The organism is Actinoallomurus iriomotensis, assembly GCF_030269445.1.
Lineage (GTDB): Bacteria > Actinomycetota > Actinomycetes > Streptosporangiales > Streptosporangiaceae > Actinoallomurus > Actinoallomurus iriomotensis.
In genome coordinates, this window is the sequence record NZ_BSTJ01000008.1 from 223,025 (window position 1) to 241,480 (window position 18,456).

22 protein-coding genes are annotated in these 18,456 nt (G+C 73.5%); 6 read left to right on the top strand and 16 right to left on the bottom strand.

From position 1 onward, the window contains the following. Window positions 1-6: 6 nt before the first annotated feature. Window positions 7-633, bottom strand: a complete 627-nt coding sequence (locus QSK37_RS30610; RefSeq protein WP_285628067.1) for a TetR/AcrR family transcriptional regulator — start codon at window positions 631-633, stop codon at window positions 7-9. A 180-nt stretch (window positions 634-813) separates the two neighbouring features. Between QSK37_RS30610 and QSK37_RS30615 the strand changes: the two genes are divergently transcribed. Next, window positions 814-1,425, top strand: coding sequence for a hypothetical protein (locus tag QSK37_RS30615; protein ID WP_285628070.1), 612 nt, complete (start codon window positions 814-816; stop codon window positions 1,423-1,425). 87 nt (window positions 1,426-1,512) lie between these two features. Here the strand turns inward: QSK37_RS30615 and QSK37_RS30620 are convergent, their stop codons facing one another. The 3 genes from QSK37_RS30620 to QSK37_RS30630 form a co-directional block, all read right to left on the bottom strand. Beyond that, window positions 1,513-2,472: an ArsR family transcriptional regulator gene (locus QSK37_RS30620; RefSeq protein ID WP_285628072.1), complete on the bottom strand. Its 960-nt coding sequence runs from the start codon at window positions 2,470-2,472 to the stop codon at window positions 1,513-1,515. Further along, a complete protein-coding gene (locus tag QSK37_RS30625) occupies window positions 2,469-3,338 on the bottom strand; it encodes an ADP-ribosylglycohydrolase family protein (protein WP_285628075.1) in 870 nt (289 codons plus the stop codon). The genes QSK37_RS30620 and QSK37_RS30625 overlap by 4 nt, the downstream gene beginning before the upstream one ends. 148 nt (window positions 3,339-3,486) lie before the next feature. Continuing rightward, on the bottom strand, window positions 3,487-3,900 hold the full coding sequence (locus QSK37_RS30630) for an ester cyclase (RefSeq protein WP_285628078.1): 414 nt from the start codon (window positions 3,898-3,900) through the stop codon (window positions 3,487-3,489). Between the two features lie 102 nt (window positions 3,901-4,002). On the opposite strand from QSK37_RS30630, the gene QSK37_RS30635 reads away from it, so the two are divergent. Further along, window positions 4,003-4,584, top strand: coding sequence for a TetR/AcrR family transcriptional regulator (locus tag QSK37_RS30635; protein WP_285628081.1), 582 nt, complete (start codon window positions 4,003-4,005; stop codon window positions 4,582-4,584). Window positions 4,585-4,596: 12 nt separating this feature from the next. Here the strand turns inward: QSK37_RS30635 and QSK37_RS30640 are convergent, their stop codons facing one another. Both QSK37_RS30640 and QSK37_RS30645 read right to left on the bottom strand, forming a co-directional pair. Then, window positions 4,597-5,094, bottom strand: coding sequence for an HAD domain-containing protein (locus QSK37_RS30640; RefSeq protein WP_285628084.1), 498 nt, complete (start codon window positions 5,092-5,094; stop codon window positions 4,597-4,599). Between the two features lie 14 nt (window positions 5,095-5,108). Next, entirely contained in the window at window positions 5,109-6,071 is a 963-nt protein-coding gene (locus tag QSK37_RS30645) for an NAD(P)H-dependent flavin oxidoreductase (protein WP_285628086.1), read from the bottom strand. A 106-nt stretch (window positions 6,072-6,177) separates the two neighbouring features. Here QSK37_RS30645 and QSK37_RS30650 point away from each other — a divergent pair, with 106 nt between their 5' ends. Together QSK37_RS30650 and QSK37_RS30655 are read left to right on the top strand one after the other, a co-directional pair. After that, window positions 6,178-7,029: a DMT family transporter gene (locus tag QSK37_RS30650; RefSeq protein ID WP_285628089.1), complete on the top strand. Its 852-nt coding sequence runs from the start codon at window positions 6,178-6,180 to the stop codon at window positions 7,027-7,029. A gap of 45 nt (window positions 7,030-7,074) precedes the next feature. After that, on the top strand, window positions 7,075-7,692 hold the full coding sequence (locus tag QSK37_RS30655; RefSeq protein WP_285628092.1) for an antibiotic biosynthesis monooxygenase: 618 nt from the start codon (window positions 7,075-7,077) through the stop codon (window positions 7,690-7,692). 31 nt (window positions 7,693-7,723) lie between these two features. Here QSK37_RS30655 and QSK37_RS30660 read toward each other — a convergent pair whose 3' ends face one another. Beyond that, a complete protein-coding gene (locus QSK37_RS30660; protein WP_285628095.1) occupies window positions 7,724-8,947 on the bottom strand; it encodes a glycosyltransferase in 1,224 nt (407 codons plus the stop codon). A 440-nt stretch (window positions 8,948-9,387) separates the two neighbouring features. On the opposite strand from QSK37_RS30660, the gene QSK37_RS30665 reads away from it, so the two are divergent. Beyond that, complete coding sequence (locus QSK37_RS30665; protein ID WP_285628098.1) at window positions 9,388-9,651, top strand: BON domain-containing protein; 264 nt, start codon at window positions 9,388-9,390, stop codon at window positions 9,649-9,651. A 188-nt stretch (window positions 9,652-9,839) separates the two neighbouring features. Here QSK37_RS30665 and QSK37_RS30670 read toward each other — a convergent pair whose 3' ends face one another. From QSK37_RS30670 to QSK37_RS30710, 9 genes are all read right to left on the bottom strand, one after another. Beyond that, window positions 9,840-10,673 carry a 5-oxoprolinase subunit C family protein gene (locus tag QSK37_RS30670; RefSeq protein WP_285628101.1) on the bottom strand — a complete coding sequence of 278 codons (834 nt, stop codon included), beginning with the start codon at window positions 10,671-10,673 and terminating at the stop codon, window positions 9,840-9,842. Further along, window positions 10,670-11,269, bottom strand: a complete 600-nt coding sequence (pxpB, locus tag QSK37_RS30675) for a 5-oxoprolinase subunit PxpB (protein WP_285628104.1) — start codon at window positions 11,267-11,269, stop codon at window positions 10,670-10,672. Before pxpB ends, QSK37_RS30670 begins: the two co-directional genes overlap by 4 nt. Then, window positions 11,266-12,009, bottom strand: coding sequence for a LamB/YcsF family protein (locus QSK37_RS30680; RefSeq protein WP_285628106.1), 744 nt, complete (start codon window positions 12,007-12,009; stop codon window positions 11,266-11,268). Before QSK37_RS30680 ends, pxpB begins: the two co-directional genes overlap by 4 nt. After that, the gene (locus QSK37_RS30685; RefSeq protein WP_285628109.1) at window positions 12,006-12,800 is read right to left on the bottom strand and encodes a putative hydro-lyase; all 795 of its coding nucleotides are present in this window, start codon (window positions 12,798-12,800) and stop codon (window positions 12,006-12,008) included. Before QSK37_RS30685 ends, QSK37_RS30680 begins: the two co-directional genes overlap by 4 nt. Before the next feature lie 65 nt (window positions 12,801-12,865). Beyond that, on the bottom strand, window positions 12,866-13,642 hold the full coding sequence (locus QSK37_RS30690; RefSeq protein ID WP_285628111.1) for a thioesterase family protein: 777 nt from the start codon (window positions 13,640-13,642) through the stop codon (window positions 12,866-12,868). Between the two features lie 99 nt (window positions 13,643-13,741). Continuing rightward, window positions 13,742-15,232, bottom strand: a complete 1,491-nt coding sequence (locus QSK37_RS30695; protein ID WP_285628112.1) for a hypothetical protein — start codon at window positions 15,230-15,232, stop codon at window positions 13,742-13,744. A gap of 182 nt (window positions 15,233-15,414) precedes the next feature. Beyond that, window positions 15,415-15,666, bottom strand: coding sequence for a hypothetical protein (locus QSK37_RS30700; protein WP_285628115.1), 252 nt, complete (start codon window positions 15,664-15,666; stop codon window positions 15,415-15,417). A 75-nt stretch (window positions 15,667-15,741) separates the two neighbouring features. Beyond that, window positions 15,742-16,377, bottom strand: a complete 636-nt coding sequence (locus QSK37_RS30705; RefSeq protein WP_285628117.1) for a cytochrome b/b6 domain-containing protein — start codon at window positions 16,375-16,377, stop codon at window positions 15,742-15,744. A 65-nt stretch (window positions 16,378-16,442) separates the two neighbouring features. Further along, the gene (locus tag QSK37_RS30710; protein WP_285628120.1) at window positions 16,443-17,132 is read right to left on the bottom strand and encodes a molybdopterin-dependent oxidoreductase; all 690 of its coding nucleotides are present in this window, start codon (window positions 17,130-17,132) and stop codon (window positions 16,443-16,445) included. Between the two features lie 200 nt (window positions 17,133-17,332). On the opposite strand from QSK37_RS30710, the gene QSK37_RS30715 reads away from it, so the two are divergent. Beyond that, the gene (locus QSK37_RS30715) at window positions 17,333-18,421 is read left to right on the top strand and encodes an MFS transporter (RefSeq protein ID WP_349498005.1); all 1,089 of its coding nucleotides are present in this window, start codon (window positions 17,333-17,335) and stop codon (window positions 18,419-18,421) included. Window positions 18,422-18,456 lie beyond the last annotated feature (35 nt).

The window sequence follows — 18,456 nt, forward strand, 5'->3', positions numbered from 1 at the left end:
ATCCTCCTAACCCTCGGCGGTGCCGAGGAGCTTGACCAGTTGCTCGTGGAGCCGGTGCCGGACGGATGGCGCCAGCGGGTCTTCGCCGAAGATGTCACGTACGAACTGCGGCATCGTGATCGGTGAGAGGACCACGGCGTACGCGACCAGGAGCGCGAAGGCGGGATCGATCTCACCGGTGACCTCACCGGCCCGCTGCCGGCGGCGGATGCGCTCCAACGCCTTCGCCGTCGTGGACCGCCGGGCCTCCGCGAACCGCTCGTCCTCCTCGGCGTCGGTGAACGGGCGGTCGCCCAGCGCCTGCCAGATCACCAGCCGGGCCCAGTCGGGATGGTCGAGAATCGCGTCCAGGTACGCGGCGACCGATTCCTCGAACGAGGCGTCCGGGGACACCATCGAGGACTCGGCCTGCTGCCGGCGGCGGCACAACTCAGTGAGCAGGCCCTGCTTGCCGCCGAAGTAGTACGAGATCAGCTGCTGGTTGACGCCCGCACGCGCGGCGATCCCGGCGGTGCGGGCGCCCGCGTACCCCTTGGCCCCGAACTCGGCCACGGCGGCGTCGAGGATCCGCTCCCGCGTCCGTTCGGCCGTCTTCCCGCGATCCTCCGGCGATGGCGCCCTTCGTGCCGACATGCGGGCGATGCTAATCAATCAATCAGTTGGATGACAACTGTCAAGCAGATGGATGAGAGAGTGGTTTGTCCGACTAATGAGTCCTCTGGGAGGGTAGAGAACGCTCTGCCGGTTCTTCGTGATCCGGTGCCCGGGGCGGGTCGCCGCGGGGTGTCCGGATGGTGATCAAGGGGTGGTCAGGTGCTGCACGCCTTCGTCTACAACGACACAGCGATCCTGGTCCGGCACTGGTTCGAGGTGAGTCCCAAGGACAGTCATCTCGAGCACGGCGTACGGCTGGAGCTGCGGCTGCGTGAGCCGCAGCCGCTCCGCGGCAGCGAGTCCGCGGCGCAGCGGATCGTGGCCGACCGGCCGGTGTGGCGTGCCGACCTGTTCGACCGCGTCGACGGCACGCCGGGGGCGTTCGAGGCCGCGCACTTCCATCCCCGCTTCGACGGCGTCGAGCCGTGCGAGCGCAACTGGGCCGACGCCGTCAAGGCCACGCCGTGGGAGTGGCTGCACGGCGAGTTGTCCGACATCGGTGCCGTCGCCGAGCGGGCGGGCGTGCCGCTGGCGGACCCGGCCGCCGACGTCGAGCAGATCCGCGCCGACGCGCCGGAGATCGTCGCGGTGGCGCAGAGCCGCGCGGCGACCCAGTGCGGCTCGGCGCACCAGTGCTACGCCTGGACGCGGGACGCCGCGCCGCTCGTCCACCTCATGCTCGGCCAGCTGCGCCGGCCCGAACTGCTCGACCGTGAGCGTGCCGCCCCGTGGCTGGAGTCGCGACCGCAGGAGACCACGACCGCGTCCTGAGGCCGGTCATCGGCGCGCCGCTCGTTCACCTCAGGTAGGGGGGCTGCTCGCTGGCCGGAGTCGCGGCCGTGGGAGCCCTGAAGGCGGTCACCTGGCGAGGAGGCGGGAGCCCAGCTCGCTGCGCGCGTACAGCACGACCCGGCCGACGCGTGCGCGGGTGACGAGTCCGGCGCCGTGCAGGACGCTCAGGTGCTGGGAGACCGCTCCGGGCGTGACCCCGAGCCGCTCGGCCAGGTCCAGCGTCGAGGCCGGCCGGTCCAGGCAGCCGAGCAGCGTCGCCTTGCGGCGGCCGATGAGCGCGACGATCGCCTCGCCGCCGGTCGGCCGCTCGGTCTCCCAGAGCGTCGCGATGCCGCGTGCCGGGTAGGCGAGCGAGGGCGGCTCGTCCGCGCTGATCGGCGGCGCCGTGCTCCGGACGAACAGGCACGGCATCAGGCACAGCCCGCGGCCGGTGACGTCGACCCGGTAGTCGATCGCGGGCACGTCCAGGCGCAGCACGCCGGCCTCCCAGCGCACGGCCGGGTGCAGGTCGGCGAACAGCAGCCGGGCGCCGCCACGGGTGAACTGCCGGGCCCGGTAGAGCATGTCGGCCTCCAGCACTCCGCGCATGCGCGTCCAGTACGGGGCCAGCGCCGTCTCCCAGTACTCCCGGAGCAGGTCGGCGAGCCGGTCGCGGAGCCGCGCCGGCTCGTCCAGCCGGAGGATCGAGGGCACCGGACGGCCCGCGTGGGCGCGCCGGATGTCGGCGGCCACCTTCTCCGGCGGCGTCCGGCGGACGATCTCGAGCTCGTCCTCGAAGTCCGGGACCGGGACCTCGGGCCGGGGCGTGAGGAAGTCCGGCACCCAGCGCCGTACGCCGACGAGCGAGGCCAGCGGCCGCATGTCGAGGTGGGCCACGTCCTTCTCGACCCGTCGCCACCAGGGCATCTGCAGCACGAAGTAGGTCGGCAGCAGCGGGGTGCGCAGGCTCATCACCGTCTCCATCAGGGGAGACACGGCGAACCGCATGCCGACGAGGTCCTCGACGTCCAGGTCCAGCTCGATCATCCCGGCTCGCCGGTGGGGAGCCACCCGGGCAGCGGCTCACGGGCGTCGCGCCAGGCGCGCGGCACCCCCTCCGCTCCGGTGCCGGCGGCCACGATGCCGCCCGTGATGGCGGCGGTCGTGTCGATGTCACCGCCGACGGCGACGCAGTCGCGTACGGCCCGTTCGTAGTCGCCGAGATGGCGCACGGCGGCCCAGACGCAGAACGGCACGGTGTCCTGCGCCAGGACGCGGGCGCCGTTGCCGAGCTCGTACGCGGCCTCCTCCCGCGTGCGGTCCAGCAGACCGGCGGCCCGCCGTACGCCGTCGTGGACCAGGCCCGGCGGTGTGTGGGCGAGGACCGTCTCGATCAGTCCGGCGGCGTCGCCGCTCGCGGCACAGGAGGCGGCGACGGCCACCGCGACCGCGCCGGCCACACCCTCGGGGTGAGCGTGCGTGACGACGGCCGAGGCGGTGGCCTCCAGGGCGGCGCGCGCCGGGTCGCCGGGGTAGTACGCGCCGAGCGGCGCGACGCGCATCGCCGCGCCGTTGCCCATCGACCCGCGCCCGCCGAACTGCGCCGTCGTGGCGGACCGCCAGTGCTCGCCGTCGCGCAGCGCGCGGAGCAGGACGACGGTGCCGGGCCCGTAACCGCGGTAGGGGTCGTAGCGTTCGGCGAACGCCGCCGCGAGCGCGTCGCGCTCGACCTGCCCGTGGCGCCACAGGACGTCGAGGAGGTTGCAGGCCATCTCGGTGTCGTCGGTCCAGGGCCAGGGCGGTGCCGGCAGCGCGGTCTCGTCGAGCAGCAGCGGCCGGTTCTCCGTGGCGAAGAACTGGGCCCCGAACGCGTCACCGACGGACAGCCCCACAAGCGAGTCGAACGCACTCATGAGCCCTCCTTCGTCGGAGGAGTGATCAGGCACGCTGTGTTTCTGATTCGCTCGCTCATGAGTCCTCCTTCGTCGGAGGAGCGGCGAGGCGCGCCGTGCTCTCGATTCGCTCGCTCCGCTCGCTCATGTCAGGAACGGTATCCGGGGGTCAGGTGTCCTGGCCGAGCTGGTGGCGGATGGCGTCGGAGTCGCGCAGGGCCCAGTGCTCGACGATGCGGCCGTTCCGTACGCGGACCATGTCCATGCCGAGGACCTCGTAGCGTCGCCCGGAGGCGGTGTGCGTGCCGCGGGTGGTGTAGCGGTTGACCGAGGTGTCGCCGGCCACGACGTTCTGCTCGATCGTCACCGAGACGTCGTGGAAGGCGCCGCCCCGGCCGAACCCCTCCCACTTGCGCCGCCAGGCCTCGATGCCGTGGTGGTCGCCGGAGGACCCGCCGCGGTGGTCGACCACGTCCGGGTCGATCAGCGCGAGCGCCTCGTCGAGCCGCCCGGCGAGGACCTCGTCGTACATCCCGACCACGCGCCGGTGGACCTCGCCCGGTCCGGGGGTGACATCCGTCATCGTTCTCCTCCTCGCGACAACACTGCGGATAACCGGGGAACTCCCCGTTTCGCTGCTCACGGTAAATTAACCGGGGAGTACCCCGGTTAGCAAGGGAGGGCCATGCCGCCACGTCAGGCCGCCGAGCCGGGAGGCCGGCCGCGCCGGGCCGACGCCCGGCGCAACCACGACCTGCTGCTGGCCGCCGCCAAGGAGGTCTTCGCCGAACGGGGCGCCGGCGCGCCCCTGGACGAGGTCGCGCGCCGGGCCGGGGTCGGCAACGCCACGATGTACCGGCACTTCCCGACGCGCGAGGAACTCCTCATCGCCGTCTACTCCGATGAGGTGACGGAGCTGTGCGCGCGCGGCGAGGCGCTGCTGGCGGCGGACCCGCCGGGCGACGCGCTGTTCACCTGGCTGGAGGCGTTCGTGGCGCACGTCGCGACCAAGCGAGAGCTGGCGCTGGCCCTCACCGACGACCGCGCCGGCCGGCGCTCGGAGCTGTTCGACGGCTGGCACGAGTCGATGCGCACCACCGCCGAGGCCCTTCTGGACCGGGCGCGGCGGTCCGGGACGGTACGGCCCGGGGTGGACGCGGCCGACCTGCTGGCGCTCGCCAACGGCATCGCCCTGACCGGCACGGGAGACTCGCGGTCCCGCCGGCTGCTGGACCTGGTGCGCCGGGGCGCGACCCCGCCGTCGTAGCCCGGCGCAGGGTCACGCCCCGTGCGACCACTCCTCCAGCGCGCGGTAGTCGTCGTCCAGGCCCACCCGGGCATCGACGCGACGCAGCAGGGACCGCCCTGGATGCCGGGCGGCCACCCAGGCGCGGTCGGCGTCGGTGATCTCATCGTCCACCCAGGCGAAGGCGCGCCCCGCCGCCCAGGCGACGAGCGTGCGGGTCTTCCAGTGCAGGCCGTCGCGCTCGTCCCGCTCGTCGAGGTCGGAGGGCTCGGGCCAGGCGACCACGGCCAGCCGCGGCAGGCCGAGCCGCGGGCCGACGCACTCGTTGGCGTCGTCCATCCACGTCGTCGCCCACACCGGCTCGCAGGGCAGCGCCGCCAGCCGGGGCCCGTGTGCGGGATCGATCCTGGTCAGCAGCGGATGGGGTTCGGGGCGATCCGCCGGATGGACGGGGTACGGCCCCGCGCCGAACGGAATGAGAGGCCCGTCGACGTCGAGGAACAGCAGCGGACGCCGTTCGAGATCTGCCACCCGAGCGGTCCGGATCAACGCCGGCCCGCCCGGGCCAGTGCCTGCTCGGCCTCGGTGGCCAGAGCGGTCACGAGATCGGCCGCCGAGGGCAGGTCGGTGATGAGGTCGACGGCCTCGCCGGCCCACACCGGCAGCGGGGGAACGGCGCCGCGTGCGACGTCGTCCCGGTAGTCCTGTCTCGCGGAGGGGTCGGCGGCGAGTTCGGCCTCCCGGCCGCGCCATCGGTCGAGGTGAGGATGGCCGAGGGTGCGGGCGGTGTACTTCGCGGGCCAGGGGGAGCCGCGGACGATGTCCAGCACGCTGCTGCGCTCGGTGTCCTCCGCGCCGCCCTCGACGATCGCCTTGCTGATGGAGGGGGCGACCACGGCCTCGGCGGTGGCCTGGAACCGGGTGCCGATGAGCGCCCCGGCCGCGCCCAGGGCCAGCGCCGCCGCCACGCCGCGGCCATCGGCGATCCCGCCGGCCGCCAGCACCGGCACCGGCGCCGCCAGATCCACCACGACCGGTACGAACGGCAGGGTGGACCGTCCGTGCCGGGCCCCGTGCCCGCCGCTCTCGGTGCCCTGGGCGACGATGACGTCGGCGCCCAGGTCCACGGCCCGCCTGGCCTCCTCCAGATCGGTGACCTGGACGACCAGCGCCGCCCCCGCCCGGCGGATGAGTTCCGCGAACGGGCCCGGGTCGCCGAAGGACAGCATCACCGCGCGGGGGCCGTACTCCAGCGCCCGCTCGACCGCCCCGGCGTCGGCCGACCAGGCCAGGAAACCGACGCCCCACGGTCCGTCCGTGCTCTCGGCGACGATCGGCAGCTCGCGGTCCAGCCAGGTCCGATCGCCTCGCCCACCGCCGAGCATCCCGAGCCCGCCGCCGCGAGAGACGGCCGCCGCGAGCGCCCCGCCGGCCGACCCGCCCATCGGTGCGAGCGCGATCGGATGCCGCACACCGAACAACTCCGTGAACGCCGTCGACAACGTCATCGCCCCATCATCCGCCCGCCGTCCGGCAGGCGGACCGGCGCTTTCGACGATTCAGACGAGAGCTAAATCTCTACCCGGCCGGGCGCGCGTCCGTTGAGCTGGAGCCGTGAGCCACGCCTTTCCCCTCGTCCCCGCCCTCGCCGTCATCTTCGCCGGTGTCCTGCACGCCACCTGGAACGCCCTGGCCAAGGCGGCGCCCGACCGGTACGCCGGGTTCGCCCTCATCGGCACCGCCCAGGGCGCGGCCGGGCTGCTCATGGTGCTCGCGGCCGGGACGCCGGCGCGCGCCTCGTGGCCCTGGATCGCCGCCTCCGTCGCGCTGCACGTCGTCTACACGGCCCTGCTCGCCCGCTCGTACGAGCTGGGCGACTTCAACCAGGTCTATCCGCTCGCCCGCGGCACCGGGCCGTTGATCGTGGCGTTCGTCGCCGCCACGACACTCGGGGAGAGCCTCTCCGTCTTCCAGCTCGCGGGCGTCGCGGCGGTCTGCGGCGGTCTCGGCGCCCTGGCGTTCGCGGGCGGGGTGTCGCGGCGGCAGGCCGGCGCCATCGGCGCCGCGCTCCTCACCGGCGTCTCGATCGCCGGGTACACCCTGATCGACGGCGTCGGCGTACGGCACGCGGGCACGGCCGTCGGCTACAGCGGATGGCTCTTCTTCTGCATGGGCCCGCCGGTCGTCGCCTGGGTGTACCTGGCGCGCGGGGCGGCCGTGTGGCGCGGCGTCGCCGCCCAGTGGCGGCTCGGCCTGCCCGGCGGCCTGATCTCCGTGCTCGGCTACGGCATCGTCGTGTGGGCGCAGACGCGCGGGGCGCTCGCCGCCGTCGCGGCCCTGCGGGAGACCGGCGTGATCAGTGGTGCCGTCATCGGAGCGGTCTTCTTCCGCGAGCGGATGGGCCTGCCGCGGTTCGCCGCCGCCGGCGTGGTCGTCGTCGGCGTCGCGCTCATCAACGTGCACTGACCTGCCCGCGGTTTCGACGCCGCGTGAGCGGTGAGAGTGACCCGAATGAACGGTTCCGAGCAGGATGCCCACCCTGCCACCGTCGTGTTCACCTGGGACGTCACCCCGGGCCGCGAGGCGGAGTTCGAGACGTGGGCGCACGGCGTCAACGACACCGCGACGGACTTCCCTGGTCACCGCGGGGCGACCTGGCTGCGCGCGGAGGGGTCGCGGCACCGCTACTACACGGTGCTCAACTTCGTCGACGAGGAGCGCCTGGACGCCTGGATGAACTCCGACGAGCGCGACGAGTGGCTGGAGCGGCTCGATGGCATCGCCAAGGAGCACCGTCACCACACCACGGGCCTGGAGACCTGGTTCAGTCTGCCGGGCGAGGCGGTGCCTCCGCCGGCGCGTACGAAGATGGTGCTGGTCACCCTCCTGGCGGTCTACCCGCTCAGCCTCTTCTTCCAGGGGCTCGTCGCGCCGTGGACGCAGAGCTGGCCGCTGCCGCTCCGCGCCGCGCTGTTCCCCCTCGTCGTCGTGCCCACGCTCACGTACGCGTTCATGCCGGGGCTGAGCCGCGCGTTCCGCGGCTGGCTGTACCCGCCGCACCGGACGCACCGCCCCGCACGGCGCACGGACCGGCACGAGACCGGGAACGTCTCACACCGGCCTTCGTGAGCGCCGCGGCCCGGGCCTGCCGCCGGGAGGCTCACGATCGTGCGTCGCCGGTCGTGGCCATCGCGTCCGCCCGGCCGTCGATCACGCGGTTGTAGACCGTCTCCGTCTCGGCCGCGATCCGGCTCCAGGAGTACCGTTCGCGCGCCCGCACCGCGGCCGCGGCCGCCAGGGACGGGCCCAGGCGGGGGTCGGTCAGCAGCCGCCGCAGCCGCCCGGCCAGGGCGCTCGGCACCAGCGGCGGGACGTACAGGCCGGTCACCCCGTCGACGACCGTGTCCAGGTGGCCGCCGACCGAGGAGACGATCACCGGCACGCCGCACGCCATGGCCTCGATCGCCGTGATCCCGAACGGCTCGTACCAGGGCACGGACACGACGACGTCGGCGGAGCGGATCAGCGCCGGCATGTCGTCGTGCCGGACCGCGCCGGTGAACAGCACCCGGTCGGCGACGCCCCGCGCCAGCGCCAGGCGCCGCAGCCGCAGCGCCTCGGGATCGCGTCCCAGGTCCGCGTGGCCGGGGCCGCCGGCCACGACCAGCTCCGCGTCCGGCACGTGGCACAGCGCCTCGATGACGGTGTCCACGCCCTTGCGCGGCACGAGGCGGCCGGTCGTGAGCAGGCGCGGCCGGTCCCCGCGCGGGGCGACCGGCCCGTCGGGGCGGAAGCGCTCGACGTCGACCCCGCACGGCACCACGTGGACCGCGCCGGGCGGGACGCCGTAGGACTCCAGCTCCCGTACCTCGTCCGCGCACGTGGCGATCACCGCGGCGGCGTCCCGGCCCACCTGGGCCTCGACGCGGAGCCGCTGGGGCGGGCTGGTGTCCGCGTCCCGCTGGTAGCGGCGCTTGACGCTGCCGAGCGCGTGGAACGTCTGCACCACCGGGACGTCGAGGTCCCGTGCTCCGCCCATCGCCGCCAGCCCGCTCATCCAGAAGTGCGCGTGCACGACGTCCGGCGGGTCCACGGCCCATCGCCGCGCCAGCCGCTCGGCGAACTCGGCCATGTGCGGCAGGAGCTCGTCCCGGGCGACCGGCCGCGCGGGCCCGGCCCGTACGTGCTCCACCGTGACGCCGGGCGCGTAGCCGACCGAGTCCGGCAGCGCGACGTCGTCGCGCCGGGTGTGCACCGTGACCTCGTGGCCGCGCCGCGCCAGCGCGGTGGCGAGGGCGCCGACGTGGACGTTCTGCCCGCCGGCGTCGACGCCGCCGGGCGTCGCGAGCGGGCTGGCGTGCTCGGAGACCATGTCGATTCTCAAAAGTGCTCCTCTACGCGGTGGCCTACGGAAGAGCCTTGCCACAGCGACAATGTCGCCAAACTCGCCACAGATTAGGCAAAATCAGCTATTCTGCGGTCGTTTCCGGCGGGCGCGGTTCGCGATGCGCCGCCTCAACCCCATGTCGCACCGCTCGGCAGTGCTCAAACATGATCCGCCTGCTGAGCTGCGGCGATGGCTGCCTGGATTGCCGTAATAATGGGGTAATTATTACTATTTGCGCGACGATGAATTAACGTGCGGGAAACGCCGCTGAGGGGTGTGGCGCAGGTGCGAGCGCGTTTGACGGGCGTACGTCGGGGCACAGACGGCGAGGCCGGAGTCGCGCGTGAAAGTTGCAGTGCCTTTCTCGGTCCGGAGCGCGGAACCGGCCCGGTTGTGCCATCGTGCGGAAGACGATGAGCCCGGGAAGGGAGCGGCGCATGGCCACCGACAACGCCTCGCATCCTCTCGCGGTTCACATCAGGGACCGGCTCGCCTCCGATGCCCGCACGGTGGAGTTCGGCATCGACGTCGTCGTCCGCGAGGACGTGGTCGTCCTGCGGGGACAGGTGGCCACCGCCCGGCGCAGGGCGCTGATCGAGGCGGTCGCCCGCGAGGCCGCCTCCGGCCTGCGCATCGCCAACGACGTCACCGTCGTCGAACTTCCACACCAGACACGACGCGTCGACGGCGCCTCGTGGTGACTGTGCCGGTCACGGCCCGGTGAGGCGGGACCGTACGCGCCGGCCGGCCCGCGGTTGGGCCGGGCGCGGCACATCGACGGTGCCTCGTGGTGACCCTGCCGGTCACGTCCTGGTGAGGCGGAATCGTACGTGCTGGTCGGGCCGTAGCAGGGCCGCGCGCGGACGGTGCCTCGTGGTGACCCTGCCGGTCACGGCCCGGTGAGGCGGAATCGTACGCGCTGGCCGGGCCGTAGCTGGGCCGCGCGCGGCACGTCGTCGGCGGCCAGCACCGCCGCGACGGGGTAACCCCCGGTCGTGGGATGGTCGGCGAGGAAGATGATCGGCAGCCCGTTCGGCGGCACCTGCAGGGAGCCGGTGACCATGCCCTCGCTCGGCAGTTCGCCCTCCCGGCGCCTGGTCAGCGCCGGGCCCTCCAGCCGCACGCCGACGCGGTTGCTCTGCGCCGTCACCTCGTACGCCGCGCGGGTCAGCGGCTCCAGGCTCTCGAACCAGTCGTCGCGCGGGCCGGGCGCGATCCGCAGCACCGGCTCGGTCTCCGGCTCCGGCACCGGCGCGACGTCCACGGTGATCGGGCCCGTCGCGTGACCGCGGCCCAGGCGGTCGCCGGCGGACAGCGGCGGCGGGCCGAGCCCCGAGAGCACGTCGGTGGAGCGGCTGCCGAGCACCGGTTCCACCTCGACGCCGCCGCGGACCGCGACATAGGTGCGCACCCCCGAGGACGGCGCGCCGAACTCCACCACCGTGCCGGCCGGGACGTGGAACGGCGCGTTCATCGTCCCCGGCCGTACGGGCAGCGGCGCGCCGGTGACCGCGATCCACGCCCCGGCGTCGAACCGCAGCGCGGCGCCCCCGAACGTCAGCTCGAGCCCGGCCGCCCCTTCGTCGTTGCCGACCAGGCGGTTCGCCAGGCACAGGCTGGGCCGGTCCGCCGCGCCCGAGTGCGGCACGCCCAGGTGCGCGTAGCCCGCGCGGCCCAGGTCCTGGACGGTGGCGAGCGGCCCGGAGCGCACGACCTCGATCATGCGCGCGCCTCGAAACGCACCCGGGTGCCGGGCTGGAGCAGCGACGGCGGCTCACGGTCGGGATCCCACAGCCGCAGCGTCGTACGGCCGAGGAGCCGCCATCCGCCGGGCGAGGACGACGGATAGATCGCCCCGTACGGCCCGGCGATCGCCACCGACCCGGCCGGGACCGCGGTGCGCGGGGAGTCGCGGCGCGGCACGTGCAGGCGCTCGTCGAGGCCGGTCAGGTAGCCGAACCCGGGGGAGAACCCCAGGTACGCCACGACGTACTCGGCCGCCGCGTGCCGCTCGACGACCTGCGCGCGGGTCAGCCCGGTGATCGCGGCGACCTCGTCCAGGTCCGCGCCGTCGTAGACGACCGGCACGCGCAGCGGCTCGCCGCCCGCCGTACTCGTCTCCGGCAGCGGCAGGTCGCCCAGCAGCGCGCCGAGCGGGCCGAGGTCGGTGCCCGGCGCGGTCGTCACCAGCACGGTGCCGGCGCCCGGGACGACGTCGACGATCTCGGTCCGGCCGAGCGCCCGGACGGCGGCGTGCAGCCGGTGCGGCGTCTCGGTCTCGACCAGCAGGGCGGCGTCGCCCGCCCGGAGCACCTTCACGCGAACGGCCCCAGGCGGACGCCGGCGCGTTCGATGGTCGTGCGGACGGCCCTGGCCAGCCCGACCGCGCCGGGCGTGTCACCGTGCACGCACATGGACCGCGCGGCCACGCGTACCACCGAGCCGCCGATCGACTCGACCGTGCCGTCGACCGCCATCCGTACGGCGCGGGCCGCGACCTCCTGCTCGTCCTCGATCACCGCGCCGGGCCGGCGGCGGGACACCAGGGTGCCGTCGGGGTTGTAGGCGCGGTCGGCGAAGCACTCGTCGACCACGGTGACGCCCCCGACGTCGTGCAGCGCCGAACCGGGCAGCGTCAGCAGCGGCAGCGACGGGTCGTACGCGATGACCGCCGCGGCCACCGCCTCCGCCTGCGCGGGATCGCGAACGAGGCGGTTGTAGAGCGCGCCGTGCGGCTTGACGTAACGGACCCGGCCGCCCTCCGCGCGCGCGATGCCGTCGAGCGCGGCGATCTGGTAGAGGATCTCGGCGGTCAGTTCCTCCGGCGCGACGTCCATCTCCCGGCGGCCGAACCCCGCCAGGTCGCGGTAGGACACCTGCGCGCCGATCGCCACGCCCCGCTCCACCGCCGCCGCACAGGTGCGCCGCATGATCAGCGGATCGCCCGCGTGAAAGCCGCAGGCGACGTTCGCGCTGGTGACGATGGACAGCAGGGCGAGGTCGTCGCCGAGCCGCCACGGCCCGAACCCCTCACCCAGATCCGCGTTCAAGTCGATCATTGCGCCAGGTTCTCATCCGACCGGTCCGTGATGAGCATCCGGCCGGGCGAATGCGTGATCACGAAGGGCGCCTCCGAGGCCATCACGACGGCCTGCGGGGTCACGCCACAGGCCCAGAACACCGAGACGTCGCCGTCCGCGAACTCCACGGCGTCCCCGAAGTCGGGCCGGTCGAGCGACGCGATGCCCAGCTCGGCCGGGTCGCCCACGTGCACGGGCGCCCCGTGCGCCAGAGGATGGCCCGCCGTGATCTCGATGGCCGTGGTGACGAGGCCGGCGGGCACCGGCCGCATCGAGACGACGAGCGGCCCGGCCAGGCGCCCGGCCGGCCGGCACGGCCGGGAGGTGACGTACATCGGCACGTTGCGGCCCTGCTCGACGTGGCGCAGCGGCACGCCGGCCGTGGCCAGCGCCGTCTCGAACGTGAAGCTGCAACCGAGCAGCAGCGCGACCAGGTCGTCGCGCCAGTACTCGGTGACGTCCGGGACCTCGGCGACGAGCCGCCCGTGCTCGTACACCCGGTACGCCGGCAGGTCGGTGCGCAGGTCGGCGGTGGCGATCTCGCGGGCGTGCGGGTCACCGGGATCGGTGACCTCCAGGAGCGGGCACGGCCCGGGGTTGCGGAGGGCGAACAGCAGCGCGTCGAAGGCCAGGTCGCGCGGCACGGCGAGCAGGTTCGCCTGGACGTGTCCCCGGCACCAGCCGCTCGTGGTCTCGGGCACCTCGCCGGTGCGGAAGACCTCGCGCGCCTGGGAGGGGGTGAGGATGCCGGGTTGCTCGAGAGCGGTCATGCCACAGTCATGCCCGATCCAAGCGCGGACAGGCCGCCCGCGAGCGCCGAATCGGCTGCGGGCGGTCAGTCGCGCCGGTCGACGAAGAGCGTCTGCGCCACGCTGCCGAAGTCACCGCGCTCGTCGTAGAGCCGCGTCCGGCACAGGCCGCTTCCGGCCGGGCCGATCGTCGTGGCGGCGTCGAGACAGGTCCACTCGCCGGCCTGGGGCCGCAGCAGGTGCAGGGTGAAGTCCACGTTCGAGAACGTGTACGCCGCGAAGCTCAGCTCGGAGCTGATGCCGCTGGCGGTGTCGGCGACTCCGGCGACCCGCTGCAGCGGCGTGGGCTCCTCGTCCGGCAGCACCGGAACGGCGAGCCGGGTCCACAGCACGGCCGGCCCGTTGAGCAGGACGCCGCCCTCGGCGAACCGCCACTCCAGCGCGTGGAAGTACCCGAAGTCGGGCAGCGGCGACTCGGTCAGGGCGGCATCCGGCAGCGGGAACCGCGGCGCCGCAGTCTCGGAGGCGATCACCTCGGTGTCGGCGCGCCGCAGGCGCCAGGCGCGCGCGTACGCGACCGGGCGGCCGTCGGCGACCATCTCCGCGGCGACGGACTGCACCCGCCGCCCGGGCCGTACGACCTCGGTGTGCACGACGACCTCGCCGACCGGGATCGGCCCGAGGATGTCGATGGCGAGCTGCGAGACGGCCATGTCGGGCTGCGGGTCGGTGCGTTCGAGCTCACGCGTGAGCAGCGCCGCCGGCGGGCTGCCGTGCTGGTGCCGCGGATCCCACGGCCCCTGGGTCAGCTCGGTCGCCTGGAAGCGACCGTCACCGAGCGGACGGTAGAGGCTGTCGGCCATGGGAGTCCCTTCGGCATGTCCGGACGCCCGTGCGGGGGTGAACGGGCACGTCACGTCTCTACCATGATTCGGGCCGAATCGGGGATCCCCGCCGTGCGCTCAGACCTCGTCGCGCAGGCCTCGCAGGGCGGCCCGCAGCGCGCGCGGGTCGTCGCCGACCTCGTCGACGATCGCCATGAGCCGGTGGAGGATGTCGTGGCGGTCGTGGCCCTTGTCCAGGAGGTACTCGGCGATCCCCCACAGCTGGGGCGGGTCGCCGTCCCACAGGCGCCGGGCCAGGCGCAGGTGCGCCTCGATGTGCTCCCGGTCCGGGTCGGGGTGCTCGAACTCCAGCAGCCGGTGCCGGTCGTGGTCGTCGGCCGGGTCGAGCCGGGTGAGGTCGATCTCGGCGTTGCCCGCGGTCAGGAACGGGAAGGCGAACGCCCGGCGGGCGAGGGCCTCCAGGTCGCCGTCGGGCAGCAGCCGCTCGACCAGCTCCCGGTCGAGACCGAACGTCGTCGGGTCGCGATAGGCCTCGGCGAACTTGCCGGTGATGTCCCAGACCTTGTCGAGGGTCTGGCGGACGCCCTCCTCGTGGAGGCGGGTGCGCTGGCTCGCCCAGCGGACCCATGCGGCCAGCACGTGCGGCATGGCGTCCTGCTCGCCCGGGGACAGCATGACCTTGCGCGGCAGGTAGTGCAGCAAGAACGTCTCGCACTTGATGGGGCTGACGCGCAGCGGACGGCCGAAGTCGTGATCGCAGCCGTAGTCGATGATCCGGTCGACGCAGCGGCTCGCGGCCGAGCGGTCCGACAGTCCCTCGGCCTCGTCGGAGGCGAGGAACTGCGCCGCCATGGTCGCGCGCCGGTCGCGGCTGTGCACCGGCGGGGCGGGCCGCCGCCCGCCGGGCGGCAGCGCGCGGATCCGCGCGCGCACGAACGCGTGGTAGGAGCCGAAGGTGTCCTTGACCGGCGGTTCTTCGGTGTCGTCGGTGATCGCGAGGGCCTTCTCCAGCATCGCGCGGGCGCGGCTGGCCGGGAGCGGGTCGAAGAGCATCAGGGGGTTGTCCTCGGCCTCCTGGCGGCAGTAGCCGAGCAACTTCTCCACCTGCGAGGACACCCACGCGTCGACCACCATGCCGCGTTCGTTGTGGTCGATGACGACCACGAGCGCGTGCCGCTCCTCACCGCCGTAGGTGTAGGTGCAGACGATGGAGTCCTGGTCGCCGTAGACGTCGCGGGAGACGTAGCAGTCATCGGGCTCGACCATGCCGACGCGCCCGGCCCAGCCCGGCCGCGCGACCCCCGCCTCCATGAGCGGCAACGCGGCGCGTTCGGCCTTGGCCGCCTGCCGTGGCGTGCCGAGATAGGCGATGCCGGTGAGCAGCGCCAGCGCCGCCGGCGTACCGGCCTTCGCGGCGTAGTCGACCAGGGCCTCGCCGACGAGCTCCTCCACGTCGTCGTGCAGCAGCCGCTTGCCCCACCAGGCGCCGAGCATCTCGCTCACGATGAGCTCGGCGTCGAGGGGACTGCGTACGGCCAGCAGCTCGCGGGCGGCGCGGAGCATCTCCTGGAACACGGCTTCCGGAGGTTGTGCACGGCGCCGTGTCATGCAACCTCACCACGTGTGGACGGGCGCACGCCGGTCGGTTCGCTCATGCGCCCTCCCAGCGATGCTCGCGCATCCAGCGGCTCGCGCAGGTCGCTCACGTGGGTGCCTTTTCGCAATACGTCCCATGGCGCGGCCGGGAGCGGCGCCCGAGGGAGGAGTGGTCCGGTGTCCGGCCACTTACCCTACTCGCCCGAAGAAGGTTCGGCTCGTCGTGCGGAGGGTGGTTCGGACTTCACCATGCTCACCAGGTGTTCGCGTGCGAGGGACTCGACGACCTCCGGGGTCAGGTCCACGCCCAGATGCCGGCCGCGCAGACCGACGTCCGTGATACAGCGTTCGACGGTCTCGGGGGAGAGCTCGGTGAAGTCGCGGCAGAGCCGCCTCACGATCGCCGGTGAGACGTCCAGACGTGAGATGAGCTGCGTCGATTGCATGCGGACACCCTCCCGCCACAGAAGATCCGGGTACGTGCGCGTCGGCTCCGAATCTCGACTCTGACGTCAGGGGTGTCAAGACTTCCCGGCGACACGATCCCGTCCCTTCCGCTCGTCCAGCCACGCCGGGTGGTGACGCGCCGCCCAGTCCTCCGGAACGTGCCCGAGGAACATGCCGCCGAGCGCGCCGCGGTCGCGCAGCGCGTACCAGAGATGGCCGAGCACGACGATCCCCGTCGCGACGAACAGCCAGTCGTGCACGAACGTCGCGCCGCCGCGGAAGGAGTCGGGCCACGGGTGCGGGAACGTCATGATCAGACCGGTGCCGAGCATCACCAGGATCGCGCCGCCCGCGAACGCCGCGTTCAGCTTCTGGCCCGCGTTGTACTTGCCGACCGGGTGGATGCCGCGCCCGCCGGCGGTGGCGCGGCGGTCGCGTCCGCGCAGCCACGCCCAGTCGTCGGGGGAGAAGCGGTTCAGCCGGCGCAGGTCGTCGCGGAACGCCCGGGACGCCCAGCCCAGCAGCGCCGGCACCGGCAGCGCGAACCCCGCGTAGACGTGGACCGTACGGAGCAGGTGCCGGTGCCCGACCGTCTCGGCGAACGCCGGGACGTACAGCACCGCCCCGGTCACGAGGCAGGCCAGCATGAACAGGGCCGTCGTGTGGTGGACCCACCGCACCGACCGCGCGAACCGGCTCACCTGGATCACGGGCCCTCCTTCGTCGGAGGAGTGACCGGGGGAACTGTGCTCTCTGGTTCCCTCGCTGCGCTCGGTCACGAGGTGTACCCGTTCGAGCGTCCAACCCAGGCGTCCACGTCGTAGCCCCGTTCCTCCCAGTAGCCCGGCCGCACGTCGCCGACCACCTCGATGCCGCTCAGCCACTTGGTCGACTTGTAGCCGTACATCGGCGCGACGTACATCCGCACCGGACCGCCGTGGTCGTGGCTGACCGGGCCGCCCAGCATGCCGGTCGCCACGATCACGTCGCGGCGGCGCGCCTGCTCCATCGTGAGGCTCTCGGTGTACGTGCCGTCGAAGGAGGTGAACCGCACGCCCCTCGCGCCGGGCCGTACGCCGACGGCGTCGAGCAGGTCCGGCAGCGCGACGCCCTCCCACGCGACGTTCGGCACGTTCCAGCCCGTGACGCAGTGGAACGTGTCGGTCATCCGCGTCTGCGGAAGCGCGTGCTGAAGATCGGCGAAACTGTACGAGCGCGGACGCTCGACCAGGCCGCGCACCCTGAGGTTGTAGTCGGCCGGCGCGATCCGCTTCACCGGCCCGGTCACGGTGTAGAACCGGAACCCGCCGGCGGCCGGCACGATGCCGGAGATCCCCGAGCCGACCGGCCCGAGCGCGCGGTTCACGCCCCGCTGCACCCACGCGCCCGTCGCGACGCCGAGGGCACCGAGACCGACCATGCCGAGGACGACACGACGCCCGACCGGTGATCCTTCGCTGCTCACGCTGCTCACGTCTCCTATTCGAGCACTCGCCGGGCCGTACGCCCATGGATCGCGCGATGCCGTCAGGAAACCGTCATAAATCGCGTGCGTTCTCCAAGCCGCCGTCGTAGCCTGCGGGCATGACGTGGCGACATTGATCTTCACCTGAGTCCCGGCTCGCGCGCAGGCTCTACGCCTACGCGTTCTTCGAGGACTTCGTCCTGTTCTACCCGGTGTACGCGGTGCTGTTCGCCGACGCCGGGCTGTCCGCGGCGGAGATCTCGTCCCTGTTCATCCTGTGGTCGGTCAGCTCGTTCGTGATCGACGTGCCGTCGGGGATCTGGGCGGACGCCTTCTCCCGGCGCCTGCTGCTGACCCTGGCGCCCGGTCTCACCGCCGCCGGCTACGCCCTGTGGACGTTCCTGCCGTCCTATCCCTTCTTCGCGCTCGGCTTCGTGCTGTGGGGCGCCGGCGGGGCCGTGCGCTCCGGGGCCCTGCAGGCCCTGGTCTACGACGAACTCACCCGCCTCGGCTCCTCCGACGCGTACGGGCGGCTCATCGGCCGGTCGAGGGCCGTCGGCACGACCGCCGTCATGGCGGCGACGGCCCTGGCGTCCCCGGTCCTGCACCTGGGCGGATACCGCGCCGTGGGCCTGGCGAGCGTGGCCGTCGCCCTGCTGGGCGTGCCCGTGGGCCGTTCCTTCCCCGAGTCCCGCGGTGACGGCGCCCGGGAAGAGGACCAGGAAGAAAAGCGGTACGGCGCGGTGCTCCGCTCGGGCCTCGCCGAACTGCGCGGCGCCCCGGAGGTCCGGCGCCGCCTGCTCGTCGTCGCACTGGTGTCCGGAGTGGACGCGCTGGACGAGTACGTGCCGCTGCTGGCGAAGGCGACCGGCGCCGGGGCGGCGACCGTGCCGCTGCTGGTGCTCGTGGTCACGGCCGGCGTCGCGGCCGGAGGCTGGCTGGGCGGCCGGGGCACCACGTGGGTGGGGCCGGTCCTGGCCGCGGCCTCGTCGCTCCTGGCGGTGGGCGCCTGGTCGGGCCGGCCGGCCGGGCTGGTGGCGGTCGCGGTGGCGTTCGGCGCCTTCCAGTGGGCGATCGTCGCCGCCGACCTGAGGTTGCAGGAACAGATCTCCGACGGCGCGCGGGCGACGATCACGTCCGTGGCGGGCTTTGGGACCGAGGTCGTGGCGGTGCTGACCTTCGTCGGCTACGGGCTGGGCTCCTCCAGGCTCGCCGCCGGCCCGCTGTTCGCCCTGGCCGCCGTGCCGTACGCGATCGTCGCGCTGATCCTGTGGCGGAGCCGGGAGTGAGCCGGAACCGGATCCCGCGGTGAGCCGCCGCCGCG